At 30.0% G+C, this 14,004-nt stretch carries 15 protein-coding genes; 1 reads left to right on the top strand and 14 read right to left on the bottom strand.

The genetic code is table 4. The features are described 5' to 3' along the window. Positions 1–70: 70 nt before the first annotated feature. The gene (gene pepV, locus SERIO_RS00110; protein ID WP_047790916.1) at positions 71–1,489 is read right to left on the bottom strand and encodes a dipeptidase PepV; all 1,419 of its coding nucleotides are present in this window, start codon (positions 1,487–1,489) and stop codon (positions 71–73) included. Positions 1,490–1,570: 81 nt separating this feature from the next. On the opposite strand from pepV, the gene SERIO_RS00105 reads away from it, so the two are divergent. Next, entirely contained in the window at positions 1,571–1,846 is a 276-nt protein-coding gene (locus SERIO_RS00105) for a hypothetical protein (RefSeq protein ID WP_047790915.1), read from the top strand. On the opposite strand, the gene SERIO_RS00100 is transcribed toward SERIO_RS00105, so the two are convergent. From SERIO_RS00100 to tmk, 13 genes are all read right to left on the bottom strand, one after another. Then, on the bottom strand, positions 1,833–2,147 hold the full coding sequence (locus SERIO_RS00100) for a PTS sugar transporter subunit IIB (protein WP_053040788.1): 315 nt from the start codon (positions 2,145–2,147) through the stop codon (positions 1,833–1,835). The genes SERIO_RS00105 and SERIO_RS00100 overlap by 14 nt on opposite strands. A 21-nt stretch (positions 2,148–2,168) precedes the next feature. Continuing rightward, positions 2,169–4,358: a PTS transporter subunit EIIC gene (locus tag SERIO_RS00095; RefSeq protein ID WP_158500485.1), complete on the bottom strand. Its 2,190-nt coding sequence runs from the start codon at positions 4,356–4,358 to the stop codon at positions 2,169–2,171. A gap of 102 nt (positions 4,359–4,460) precedes the next feature. Further along, positions 4,461–4,769 (bottom strand): PTS lactose/cellobiose transporter subunit IIA, encoded by a 309-nt coding sequence (locus tag SERIO_RS00090; protein ID WP_047790912.1) that lies wholly within the window; start codon positions 4,767–4,769, stop codon positions 4,461–4,463. A gap of 28 nt (positions 4,770–4,797) precedes the next feature. Then, entirely contained in the window at positions 4,798–5,763 is a 966-nt protein-coding gene (locus SERIO_RS00085) for a glycosylasparaginase (protein WP_047790911.1), read from the bottom strand. A gap of 265 nt (positions 5,764–6,028) precedes the next feature. Further along, entirely contained in the window at positions 6,029–6,352 is a 324-nt protein-coding gene (locus SERIO_RS00080) for a phosphoheptose isomerase family protein (protein ID WP_148553386.1), read from the bottom strand. Positions 6,353–6,400: 48 nt separating this feature from the next. Next, positions 6,401–6,907, bottom strand: coding sequence for a MurR/RpiR family transcriptional regulator (locus SERIO_RS00075; protein ID WP_047790909.1), 507 nt, complete (start codon positions 6,905–6,907; stop codon positions 6,401–6,403). 40 nt (positions 6,908–6,947) lie between these two features. Further along, positions 6,948–7,070, bottom strand: a complete 123-nt coding sequence (locus SERIO_RS06795; RefSeq protein WP_257787434.1) for a hypothetical protein — start codon at positions 7,068–7,070, stop codon at positions 6,948–6,950. 248 nt (positions 7,071–7,318) lie between these two features. Beyond that, on the bottom strand, positions 7,319–7,696 hold the full coding sequence (locus SERIO_RS06470) for a hypothetical protein (protein ID WP_158500484.1): 378 nt from the start codon (positions 7,694–7,696) through the stop codon (positions 7,319–7,321). Between the two features lie 583 nt (positions 7,697–8,279). Next, positions 8,280–10,358, bottom strand: coding sequence for an ATP-dependent zinc metalloprotease FtsH (gene ftsH / locus SERIO_RS00065; protein WP_047790907.1), 2,079 nt, complete (start codon positions 10,356–10,358; stop codon positions 8,280–8,282). An 81-nt stretch (positions 10,359–10,439) separates the two neighbouring features. Further along, positions 10,440–11,780 carry a tRNA lysidine(34) synthetase TilS gene (gene tilS, locus SERIO_RS00060; protein WP_236682147.1) on the bottom strand — a complete coding sequence of 447 codons (1,341 nt, stop codon included), beginning with the start codon at positions 11,778–11,780 and terminating at the stop codon, positions 10,440–10,442. 8 nt (positions 11,781–11,788) lie between these two features. Then, the gene (locus tag SERIO_RS00055; protein WP_047790905.1) at positions 11,789–12,511 is read right to left on the bottom strand and encodes a tRNA1(Val) (adenine(37)-N6)-methyltransferase; all 723 of its coding nucleotides are present in this window, start codon (positions 12,509–12,511) and stop codon (positions 11,789–11,791) included. A gap of 1 nt (position 12,512) precedes the next feature. Then, complete coding sequence (locus SERIO_RS00050) at positions 12,513–13,355, bottom strand: DNA polymerase III delta subunit-related protein (RefSeq protein ID WP_047790904.1); 843 nt, start codon at positions 13,353–13,355, stop codon at positions 12,513–12,515. Next, a complete protein-coding gene (tmk, locus tag SERIO_RS00045) occupies positions 13,348–13,995 on the bottom strand; it encodes a dTMP kinase (protein ID WP_047790903.1) in 648 nt (215 codons plus the stop codon). Before tmk ends, SERIO_RS00050 begins: the two co-directional genes overlap by 8 nt. Positions 13,996–14,004 lie beyond the last annotated feature (9 nt).

The raw sequence follows: 14,004 nt of genomic DNA, 5'->3' as shown, positions 1-14,004 counted from the left end.
TCTTAGTTATTGTAGTATATATTGGCAAGAAAGTAAAATAAATGTAAAAACAATTTTTAATCGGATATTCTTATTTACTTAACGCAATCATAGCATTGGCATAAATTTCCATTGCTTTAAATAATTTTTGTAAATCAATAAATTCATTTGGTTGATGCTCTGTTGTTTCCTCACCAGGGAAAGTTGCTCCAAATGCTACAATATTAGGCATTAACTTAGCATAAGTTGATCCTTTCGAAGGTACCAGTTCATCTTGATAACCAGTTACCTTTTGATATGTATTATGTAAAATTTGAATCATCGGGGTGGTTTTTGAAAAATATAGAGCAGGAGTATCATTTTCTTCACTAAGATAAATATCGAAGGGATCAATAATTTTTGTTAAGCGAGTAATTAAATCAGGCATATTAGTATTTTGGGGATAACGTACATTAAATTTACATTTAATTACCTTGTCATCTTGTTCAATCAATCCTAAACTCATAGTTAAATCTCCCATTTCAGTATTTTTAACTTGACAATTCATTTTTGCTCCATCATAAGTAAAATTATTGGCAATAAACTTAATAAAATTATAGTTATCATCATGAACTAATGGTAACCATGTAATTAATTTAAGCAAGTTATGAATGGCATTATTTCCTTCTTCCGGAGTACTAGCATGAGCAGTTATTCCATGGGATTGTATTTTTCAAGAACCATTATCATTTTTTATTTCAAATTGATATTGATAATTTGTATTATATTGTTGTAAAAAATCATTAAGTTGGGCAACTAAATCAAAATTTAAATTTTTTAAGGTTACTTCACAATAATCAGGAACAACATTTGAACGCTCTCCACCTTTTAAATTAAAAATTTGGTTAGCAAAATTATTATTTTTCTTATTTAACCAATAAGTAAAAATTCCTTTTTCCGCAAACACAACAGGAAATACACTATCTGGGGTATATCCCATTATTGGTGGTTTTTCTTTACTATTATAGTAATTAATTCCTAACCCTCGTGATTCTTCATCAGTTCCAAAAATAATACGAATTTTAGTTTTCGGATAATAACCTAAATCTTTTAAAATTTTAATTGCATATAGGTTAGCAAATAGTGGCCCTTTATCATCCAGAGCTCCCCGCGCATAAATTTTATTTTCCATAATAACTGGTTCAAAAGGATCGGTAACTCAATTATTACCGGCGAGAACCACATCTAAGTGACCCAGTACTGCAATATATTCTTCGCTTTCACCATATTCTAAATAACCAATCATCTCGTTAAGATTAATAACTGTAAAACCTTGTTGTTTTGATCAATTTAATAAAAACGCTAACCCCCTAGCAACTCCCTTTCCAAATGGCATGTTCTCTAGAGCACCATCTTTGACAGTATTGATTTTTAAAAATGTTATAAGGTCTTCTAAAAATTTATCATTGTTTTTAATAATTTCTTTTTTAATTAAGTTATCCATTTTAAACGTTCCTTTCAAAATTTTCATAAACTTCTTTCTTTTTTATTCAAATAAATTTAGAATAATAAAGAAAGAAATTTTTATTTTAAATAAAAGAAGGGAAACAAAATGTTATTGTCACAAAATTTTCCAGCCATTCCAATTTGAAGTTATTCCCTATTAATAATTTTAATTATTTTTTTAATTATTCTGTTAGGTTATTTTTCTCTTTGAATTTTTAAAAAACTAAATCATCCTCAAAATACAATTAATAAAAATAATGACTTTACTTTGAATACAGGCTGGTTTAAACATGCTTTGCGCCAAATAATTTTTTTAATTCCCTTGCTAATTATTCTACTTTTAATTTTTATTGCCGTAATGTTTACAATTAGTAGCTTTTAATTAGATCTAATGCCATGTCTAAAACTTTTTCACCATCAAAAGTTCCGTACAAATCTGAGCTAATAACATCAATTGGGCAATCTTGTTCTTCGGCAATCGGAATCATTTTGTCCAAATCATATCTAGCTTGTGGTCCAATCAAAATACAATCTACTTTTTCTTCTTCTAAATCATCAATTGCTGTGGTAGCACCTGTTGCTCAAATTTTGGCACTAATTCCTCTATTATCGGCTGCCTCTTGCATTTTTCTTACTAACATTGAAGTGCTCATCCCAGCAAAACATATTAACACAATATTCATCTTAATCATCTCCTTTACAATTTATTTTTTATTTTCAAGTTCAGTTTTGTAGTAATCACTTTTTAATTGACTTGGTTTAACTTTTTGGTTAAAGATTTTGGCGTTAGCAATTACAACAGCATCTTCAAACTTATTATTAATTTCTGTTTGTTGTTTTAAAAAATTACGTTTCAACTTGCTAACTTTAATATCATCACCCGCAATTTTTGCTTCATGAATTAAATGGTCGCGTTCTTCTTGTGCAGTTTTTAATTCTTTATTTTTTGTTTTTCTTGCGTAACTAATTTCTAATTTAGCTGTATGTTTTAATTGCTTATAAACTTGCAACCATTCTTGTTTTAATTCTTTTAATTTTTGATGTTCAATTTTAATTAATGGTCTAAAGTCAACAGTAACTGTTTTTAAATTATTTTTTAAACTAAGTTTAGTTGTTCCGATTTGTTTACGAAGATCCTTTTTCAACGTTTTAATTTTATTTTTTCCTGCTTGTTTTGTTAACTGGTATTTATTTCATAATGTTTGCAGTTCACCTTGATGACTATCCTTAATTTGTCTAATTTTAGTTTTATAATTATTTTTAATTTGGTTAACTAGTAATTTATCTTTTTGCTGTTCTTTGGATAATTCTTTTATTTTAATTCTTAACTCTCCTTTTGCTGTTTTAATTTCGGCATTACATTCCTCTTTTAAAGCTAACCATGATAATTTATTTGCCTCAATTGTTTGAGCTTCTGTTTTAAAATTATCATCTAGCATCAGAACATTATCGGTAAATTTTTGTTTATGCATTTTTTCTTGGTTTAGTTTTTCTTTTAAAACATTTGCTAATTCTTTTTTATATGGTTTTTTCTGGGTGTATTTTTCCCAATAAAGGTCATTTTTTAAAGAGCCAAAAATTGGTGGCAAAATTCCGAGGCGCCGCGCTGTTTTAAAGGTGTTTAAAACTCCGGTGTCAAGATTATTTTCTTTTTTAAATTCATCCATATCCGCAAATTTAATGAAAGGGAACCAAATTACCCCAGCTACACAGGCCGTTACAATTTGTAAAATTGGTCCTGTTCAATGCATATTAGTAAAATATCCCAGGACGCCAATTGGTAAGGTCCATGGGTTCAGCGCGCCAATCGGCATGTGGGCTAGGTGAAAGTGCATTGCTCCATATGCAATTAAAGCAGACGCCAATGGTGCTAATATTAAGGGAATCCACATCATTGGATTTAACACAATTGGAATTCCAAATAAAAATGGTTCATTAATATTAAAGATTCCGGGAATAATCGCAATCCGACAAATTGTTTTGACTTTTTCACTCCGAGCAAAAACTGCCATTATACAAATAATAATTAAGGTGCTTCCTGCTCCCCCGGTTGTTACATAATTATAAAAGTCCTCAACTCCGATGTTAAAGTTATTTCACAAATATTCACCTGCTTGCCGATAATGGGCAAATGCTGCTTGATTATCTGGTAATAATTGTGATCAAAATGGCCGGACAATACCATTAATTGCCGAAGAGTTTATCCCAAAGCATCATCCTAAACTGCCTAACACGGTTACTAGCACAACGCCCCCTAATTTTCCAATGAAACCTTGGGAAATCGGAGCCGCCAAAAAGTGTTCTAGCATAACTGGTAAGTATTTTCACTCTGTTAATCCAAATAACCCCCGTAAGACTAAAGCAAAAATAATAATTAAGAATAGTGGTGTTAAAGCAGCAAAAGAAGCGGTTACCGCTGGGGGAACTGCGGCGGGCATTGGAATTCGAACATTTTTATCCCGACAAAATTTAAAGAATTCAGTTACTACAATACTACATACAATTGCGAGCAAGATCCCACTGGTTCCAGCATATCCCCCAAACGGAATATAAGAAGCTTTCCACCAGTCACTAGCTTCCCCACTACCAACTAATGGCGTTAATGCAATAAAAAATCCGACTGAAGAAATAATAGGAAAGATTGGATTTAATTTATAATATTTACATAAATTATAAGCAACTAAGGCAGTAATTCAAAATGACATCATATCAAAAGTAATCCGTTTCGGAAAAATTAAAACACTTCCTAACCACGGATATTTATTATCTAAAATATCGCTTCATGAATTTACTGGAAAATTAGCAATAATAATAAAGATTGAACCAACAATTAAAAAGGGCATATAAGAAATAAAGGCATCCCGAAGCGAAGCAATATGACGCTGACCTGCCACTTTTGCTCCTCACATCGCGACCTTATTATTAATGAAATAATCGATTTTTTCCTTAAAAGTTTGATGTCTGATACTATTTTTATTCATATTTCATAAATTCTATTATTTCTTATTTCGATATATTTCAATTAATTCTTGGAACATCACTTGACTTAGAATGGCGTTGGCTAAATGATCCTGAGCATGCACCATTAAAATTGAATAACTGGTTTTTTCACCCTGGGCTTCCTTTTGAATTAAATCCGTTTGCACAAGATGGGCCGCTTTTAGTTTTTCATCTGCTGTTTTAACATGTTGATCGCTTTCCTCTCAATTACCTTTTTTGGCGTTTTGTAATGCTTCATACATATGAGAAAATACATCTCCAGCATTTGAAATAATTTTAAAAGCAATCATTTCAATATCTTCCATAACATAACCTCTCTTTCAATAAACTTAGTTATTTAAGTGGGCTCTTAATTCTTTTCTCATAGTTATCTAGTCATTCTTTGGTTGCGAAATCATAATTAGTTTTCGTAAAATCGGCATTTGGATTAGCAACATAGATTTGTGGTTGCTTATTTGTAGTAGCTACCACAAATGAAAATTCAACATTGCTAGCTACTCCTCATTCCCCGTTGTTTCGCATTGCAATTAAGGAAATTCCGCCAACTTCACCAAACCTTGCTTTTAATTTTTGATGAAAATTAAAAAGAACTACATCAATAATTTCTTGAACAGATTTGTTAGGTAGCATTCCCATCTGGCGAACTACTTCATAGGATAGACATCCTTTCATAATATCTTCTCCTAAACCAGTTGCACTAGCACCACCAACTGTACTATCAACATAAAACCCGGATCCCGATAACGGCGAATCGCCGACTCTTCCAGGCTTTTTCATAAATAATCCACTAGTAGAGGTCCCCGCCGCCATTGATCCTTGGTTGTCTAAAACAATCGCCCCTACCGTGTCGTGGCCATCGTAAGCTTTTAACTTTGCCGCGCTTAGTTCAGCAACTTTGTTGTTATACATTAATTTAGCACGGTCTGTTAACATATTTTTTCTTTGAAACCCATTTTTATGGGCATATGCTTCAGCGCCACTACTAACTAACAGTATATTATGGCGTTCATGTTCCGCCAGATATTTGGCAATACTAATTGGGTTTTTAAAATCTTTAATCCCCGCAACTGCACCGATTGCCAAATTATCACCATTCATAAAAGCAGCATCTAATTCAACTTCTCCATTTTCATTTGGTAATCCTCCATAACCAACCGATTTATAGTAAGGATAATCTTCAACTGCTTTAATAATTGTTTCTAAAATATCCCCCGCGGTGGCATTTTTATTAAACAAATCAACTGCTGTGTTAATCCCTTCATAAGCCATACGCCAGGTGGCAATAACGCCTCATTTCATTTAATCCCCCCTTGCTCTCTTGCTTATCAACTATTAAATAGTTTTTTAGTATAATTAAATATTAATTATTATTTTATTTTTTAAATTTTATTAAAAATAGTAAAATAATTCCAAAAATAAAATCAAAAGACCTTACTTTTAATCCCGTTCAAAAAATGTCTGTGATAAATTAGTATTTAATCATATTATAATTTAACCATAATTATTAAATTAAATAAATAAAAAATATTGGTTTAATCCAATATTTTTTTAAATTAACAATATGTTATATCTTAATTTTTAAATTACTTAAGTCATCTGTTTCCTGATATGAATCAAAGGCCTTTTCGTAATTTTCGGCTTCCATCATTTTATGAACGGTTGCCAAATAAACAACATTTCAAAATTCAAACAGCATTTGTCCTCGTAAACTATACAAGTTCCAAATATTTCATTCTTTACTTTCTAACACAATTAATTGGTCAGCATTTTGAAAAACTGAATCCGAAACACTAGTAATTGCAATCCATTGTGCTCCGTTTGACTTCGCACATTGGCCCGCACTTTCTAAAAAAGTGTCGGTTCCCGCCAATGAGATTGTAATAAACACATCATTTTTAGTTGCAATATTCGCAAATGAAGTGATAGCTACTTCATCTTATTCTAATAAAACATTAAACCCACTCGCGATTAAATGATTTTTAAAATCAATTGTTTGACTATAATTAATATTGTTTCCGGCAATAAAAATTCTTTGGCAATTTTTAAGTAAACTTGCGATGCGATCAATCATTCCATTTTTAATTAGCATTTTAATTGCTAATCGTCCACGATTATAAATATTAACATATTCATCATAAAATTTCTCTGTTGATTCAACTAAACTCCGATTAATAATCACCTCATGGTTATTAATAACATAGTTAGTATTAATGGCATCTAAATGTTTTTTAAAAGGAATAAACCCTGAATAACCCAATTCTTTGCAATATCTAGTTATGGTAGCATCACTTACATTGCAGTTTTTAGCAATTTTTTTAAGTGATAATGCTTCAATATTGCGTTGTTTAATATTTTCCACAATATAATCTGAAATAGCTTTTGTAATTCCCGTTGAATTAATACCTTGTAATTTGATTTTTTTGTATAAACTTCTTAATTCCATCTAATATGTTTCCAGTAAAATTATAATTTATTCTAAACATCTAATAATTTTGATTTAAAATTACAAGTTGTTGGGATTGGTGGCCATCAGATAATAAATTAATGATATTTTTAATAGATAATTTTTTTAACAAATTGTTGTTATTGTTAACTATTTTCATCATTGTTTCATCTCCTCCACTTAATATATATTTAGTTGTTAACCTTGGTTAGTAATAAGTTAATTTTTATCGCTAAAAGCAATATAAAAATCAATTTATATGTAATAAGTTTTTTGTTAGTAGTTAGTATTATCATACGTTTTTATATTTTGGGTAATCTATATATTGCCTCAATATTTTTTATGTAGTTAATAAATAATAATTATTTTTTTGTTAAATAATTGACTTTAAATGATTGTTGCACTAAAAAATTAATTTTTTAAAACAACCATATAACCATTTTCAATAATTTTAAAATTCTTGGTTAACAAATCCCCCTGCTTACTAAGAATTTTTAAATTCGATGTAATTATTTCATCATCGTTTGTTTCTCAAGCAATTTCTGGTTCAGATTGAACTGCATAAAAGATTGCTAATAATTCTAACGCTGACGGAATAATTATTAACATCAAGTGACAATATTCTAGCACTGTTTTAACACTACTATGTGAAACAACTTGCAAATATGACATCGAAATTTCATAGAGATAATTAAATAACGATAGAATAATTATCCAGATTAAAATTTTGCCAATCTTATGGACAAAAAAGCGTTCTTTCGAAGCTTTAATGTAAAAAATAGTGCTCATCAATATCACAAATGTGATGAAAACATTAATTAATTTTAAGTGTTCAAATCAAAAAACCTTTTCATTAGTATAAATAATAATTAAAATTCAAAATAAAGTCTTGACTCCTTTTAAAACAACATTAATATTTTTGTGAGGGTTAATTAATAAAGTTACTAATAGGATCAATAAAATTAGGTTATCAAATAAAAATACATTACCCTGTAAAGATTTATTAATTAGATTTTGAAAAATAAATAAAAATGTGATAAATAATATAACTGCTCTTAATTGTTTTTTAAAATCCAAGTAATTTTTGTTATAACTAACAATAGTTTTCGTTTTTTTATATCAGTTATACCCTAAAATTAATAACTTAAATAAAATTAATGCAAAAAAGGTCAGTACAGTGGTACATAAAAAAATGTTCTTTATTTCGTTAACAAAATATGAAATTGTTAATACAAAATCTTTACCACGACCCATATAAATATACCCCTCTTAGATTAACTATACCTTAAATAATAATAAAAAACAAGATAATTTCATTGTCCGTGTAATTTCTTAATTTAAAAAAAAGAAAAACTGTCAATTGACAGTCTTTTTAGTTTTTATTATTTGATTTATCATCTTTTTTATCATGATCATCATCATTTTTTGGTGGCTCTTTTTTCCGTTCACGTGGTTTGACTTCTAAGATCTCACCTTTTGCTTCTTTTTCTTTATGTTTAGCTGAACGTTCTTTTTCCCGAAGAACTTCATCTGGTAAACGGTTATTTTTATTAATAAATTCAATTTGTTCAGCAGTCAAGGTTTCTAAGACACGTAAACTTTCAGCTAATAAATGAAGCGTTTCCATATTTTCTGAAATAATTGCTTTAGCAGTTACATAGCAATCATCCAAGATTTTACGAACTTCGGTATCGATTTTAGCAGCAACATCTTCTGAATAACGTTTTACCCCACCACTGTATTCATCTTTTGGTGATTCAAATTGAACTAATCCTAACGGACTCATTCCATATTCAGTAACCATATGACGAGCAATATTAGTTGCTTTTTCAAGGTCATCATGCGCCCCCGTAGTAATTTTAGTTTTTCCAAACATAATTTCTTCGGCCGCTCTTCCTCCCAAGTATCCGGTAATTGTAGCGTATAAGTTTTCTTTACTATGGAACATTGTTTCTTCTTTTGGGGTCATAATTGTATAACCACCAGCTTGTCCCCGGGGGATAATTGTTACTTTTTGAACTTTACTTGCTGCTTCTAATTTTAATCCAATTAAAGCATGCCCACCTTCATGGTAAGAAACAATTTGTTTGTCTAAAACAGAGTACTTACGTGATTCTTTCGCTGGCCCCCCAATTACCCGGTCAATCGCTTCATCAATAATATCAACAGTAATTACTTTAATATTTTTACGGACACATAAAATTGCTGCTTCATTTAAGACGTTTTCTAACTGTGCTCCGGAGAACCCTGGTGTTCTTTCCGCAATTCGGCGGAAATCAACTTCGGTTGAAATTGCTTTATTCCGAGCATGCAAACGTAAAATAGATTCCCGTTCATTAATATCAGGTAATGAAATTTGAATTTGGCGGTCAAAACGACCTGGACGTAATAACGCAGGATCTAAAACATCAACTCGGTTGGTAGCAGCCATCACAATAACTCCGGTGTTAGTACCAAACCCGTCCATTTCAACTAGTAACTGGTTTAAGGTTTGTTCATTAGCCCCACTGCCAATTGAAATTGTCCGTTTCCGACCAACAGCATCAATTTCATCAATAAAAATGATACATGGAGCCGCTTTTTTAGCAGCACCAAACATTTCTCGAATTCTTGAGGCACCTACCCCAACAAACATTTCTTCAAATTCAGAACCAGAAATTGAGAAGAATGGTACACCAGCTTCTCCCGCAACAGCTTTTGCTAATAAAGTTTTTCCGGTTCCCGGTGGTCCTTCCATTAACACTCCCTTTGGAGCACGCGCTCCCATTGTTGAATATTTTTGTGGATTTTTTAAGTAATCAACTAATTCAACTAATTCAGTTTTTTCTTCGTTAATTCCCGCCACATCAGAAAAGCGAACATTTGATTGAATTTGACGAGCTTTATTTTTCCCCATTGAGAATGGATTAGCACCACCCATTCCTCCAGAAGCTTTTGTTAATCTAACCATTAACCAAATTGAAACCCCAATTAATAATACTCATGGGACAATTTGCACTAATGCTTGTTCTCAATATGGAACAAATTCACGATCATAGGTATTAAAACCACCATTTAAAGTAACATTTTTTGCTGCGAAACTTTCTGTTCAACGATTATGATAGGTTACTATGGGGTGGGCAGGATCCGATGTATTAGTTGTCGTGTAATAACTGAAAGTATCAAAACTTCCACGGTCTCATTCTGATGAATATTTAACAACAACAGTTTTACCACCATCTTTATATTTAATTTCACCTTGAACAACAACAGTATTACGACCAACAGCAGCATTCACTGAAATTTCATCCATTTTTTTGCCATCATAATTACCCGTCTCAACTATTTCTTGCATTTTTCCTTGATTAATTTTTGTGACATCTGATCGCATCCAAATAACAATCATTAAGATAATTAAAGCAATAAAAATTAAGCTTAATATAATCCCTAGTCATAATCTCTTTTTGTTCATATTTTTTTCCTTCCTAATGGTTAGAACCTATGATTTTATTAATAACCAAACATAAAATAAGTTAATAACACTAATTCTAAACTATTTTATCATAAAATAGATAATAAATTTTTCTTTTTCATTAAAATTATATTTCTCATTTAACAGACATTTTTCATTTAAATATGAAGGTTTGTACAATTTTGCTCTTAATAAATCATTAATTGCAACAATTTCATTGTTTTTATCTATAATAACATAATTTAAACGAATTAACAGATTAATTTTTTCTTTGATAAAGATCTTTGTTAGTTGTTTACCATTTAACAAGACATTTTTTAAAATTGCAGGATCATTGGTTATCTTTAATGGCAACTGTTCAGTTGTTACAAAAAAATTAAAATTATCTTTTACCGATTTGATAATTATGTGATTTTTTCAATGGTATGTTTGTTGAGCATCCTTAATAATAATAGTTGTCAAGGCTAATTGGGCTTTAGTTTTAATTTCAACATTTTCATAACTTTTGACTAAAAAATATTCTTCATTGATTTTGATCATAATGTTTGGCTTTGGTGATGATATTTCTTTCACAACTTCATCTAAAAATTTCCGTTTTTTATTAATAATTAAACTAGTTAACTTTGCTATTTTAAAATAATTAAAAATAATCATCTTTTGTAATTTTAAATCAGTTATGTTCCTAAAACTAGAAACATTAATTTGACCAAAATTATCAATTAAATAGTCCTTGCCAACTTGTTTTAATTTTTCATTGGCATAATTTTGGTCTTTCATTTCCGCTAGCAAATCTGCAAAATTAAAATCCTGGAGTTCGCTTCGAATAACATTCCGGTTATAAATTCCTAAAATATTAGTGTAATCCAATGCATAATTAATTTTATTATTATTTAAATACTCAATAATAAACTCCCGGCGAGTATCTAACATAATTCTTTTAATAGCTATTGTGGTTGAACTAAATTTTGAATAATAAATACTATCGGGACTCAACCCATAATGTTCAACAATATTATTACGCTGCTTTTGTAAGATATAGGTTTCAATATTATCCGTTAAATTATGGGCTACTAAAACGGCATGGCAAGCATATTCTTGGGCAAGTTCAATAAAGAAATCATAACGAATATCCCGGGCTATTGTTTGAAAATTATGAGAAACTTGTTGATATTTTAGATAATCATCCTTGCTAACTTCTTTAACATAATAAGCAATTTTATGACGGATACAATAATCAACAACAATCTGTTGGTCAATATCACTATCTGATCTTTTTTTATAATTAACAACCCCTACAATAAAATTATTAATATCAAATTCTTTGTTTTGATAAATATTGTCCAGTAAAAACATACTATCGGGTCCGCCGGACACCCCAATAATATATTTTTGATTCTTATCTAACATATCAAAATTCATCATCTTCCCCCTTATTTTCTAAACATTGCTTTAATTTCTTCGGTATAACTACCATCTTCATTATGGACAATAAATGGTGGTTCAATAATAACCCCTGGTGTTCCCTTAAAACGCGCTTCAATTAAAACATTATTTGCTTCACTATCGCGAAAGGAGTGAATAAATTTAATTCTTTTAACAGCAAAATCATTGGTTGTTAATAAGTTTAAAACTTCATCTAATCTGGTTGCTCGATGAACTAGTACTAAATAACCACGGTTTTCAGTTATTTTTCGCGCTGCACTAATCATTTCTGGCAAAGTTAAGTGGACTTCATGGCGCGCCGGAATTAACAGTTCACTTTTTTCATTTAGTTTTGATTCTCCCACTTTAAAAAATGGCGGGTTACAAATTACTAACTCAAATTTGTCACGGGCATTGACTTGCGCATAATGTTTAATATCATCATTAATAATCATTATTTGCGAAGATTTTTTGTTTAAATGCACATTATCCTGTGCTAATTGGGCTGCTTCCTCTTGAATTTCAACTCCCGTGATTTGGGCATTTGTATAGCAACTCAAAATTAAAGGAATCACCGCATTATTGGTTCCAATATCAATAATTTTTTTAATGCGGCTATTTAACCGTGCAAATCTCGCTAGCAACACTGAATCAAGAGAAAAATTAAACATATCAGTTCTTTGATATAATTGTAAGCCTTCAAAATTTAATAAATCATTTAATACCTTCATTTTATACCACCTGGCTAATTTTAATTATTACTCGTTCTAAAATTAATTCCTTGTTAAAACTTCCCCCTAAAAGATTACATGCTGAATAGCACTCTTCAATAATATGATGTTTAATTGGCTTCAATAATAAGAGCATTTCTTTTTCATCTAGGTTATATTGTTCTCACTTATTATTCTTGATGACATTAGCAATTTCAGATAAATATTCATAACAATCAGTTGAGGTATAATCAAATAATTGGCGAATTAAAATATAATTGTTATTTTTTTGGTGAACAAGATTTTTAAAAAAAACTTGGACAAACTTTTGTTTGGCATCGTCATTCTCATCCTTAAGCGCATTAAAATCATTTGTTAAAATAATATTTAAACATCGTGATTTAATTGTTTCAATAATTCTATTGCGTTGATTAGATAAAATAATGGCGTATGTATTATCAGTTGGCTCTTCTAAAAATTTTAATAAAGCATTAGCCGCTTCTAGAGTTAGCAAATCTCCTCCTTTAATAATATAGATTTTGACTCCTTTATTTTCTAAAGCAGAATAATTAAAAACTTCGATAATATTTTGAATTTCTTCTTTTTTAATACTAGTATTAAAATCACCATATGCTTTTAAATCATAATAAGTATTGTTTTTGATTCTGACACAATTTACACAGTCGCAATCAAAAGTCCGTTCTTTTTCACAAACTAAAAACATACTAAGAAGTTTAGCAAATTCATTTAATTTTGTTATATTATTTGATGAAATTATTAATTGATTAGGTAAAAGATTATTATTAATTTTTTCTTTTAAGATATTAAGTTTTTTTAAATCTACTGGTGCAAAATTGTTACTCATTATTTTTATTTCCTTGTAATTTTGCTAAAACTTCATCAATATAATATGACACTTGTTCTAAAACTTCATTAATTGGTTTACGTGCATCAACTACTTTAATGCGGTCAGAATGCTCACTAATTAAAACTTGGTAACCTTCATAAACTTTTTCATGAAAAGATTGTTTTTCTAAATCTAACCGATCCATTTCATCTTCAAATCGTGCTTTCATTCTTTCGCGAGCAGCTGTTGGTTCAATATCAAAAAACAATGTTAAATCTGGTTTTGTTGTTCCTAAAACAATTGATTGAACTTCATCTAATGTTCTAATTCCAAGCCCTCGGGCATAACCTTGATAAGCAGAAGTTGAATCCATAAAGCGATCGCAAAGAACAATGGCTCCTCTTTTTAAAGCTGGCAAAATATCTTCACTCACGTGTTGTTTCCGTGCAGCAATATATAATAATGCTTCAGTTCATGGATCCATTTGTGAATTTTTTTTACTTAAAATAATATCGCGAATTTGCTCAGCAATCTCATTACCCCCCGGTTCTCTTGTTAACACAACTTCGTAACCTTGACTTTTTAACTTTTCTTTTAATAATTTAGCAATGGTTGTTTTTCCAGAGCCATCAATCCCTTCGAATGATATAAATAACATTATCTTCAC

The organism is Spiroplasma eriocheiris (assembly GCF_001029265.1).
In the GTDB taxonomy this organism is placed as follows: Bacteria; Bacillota_I; Bacilli_A; order Mycoplasmatales; family Mycoplasmataceae; genus Spiroplasma; species Spiroplasma eriocheiris.
The sequence above is the reverse complement of the archived record's forward strand: the minus strand, read 5'-3'. Positions and strand labels throughout refer to the sequence as shown.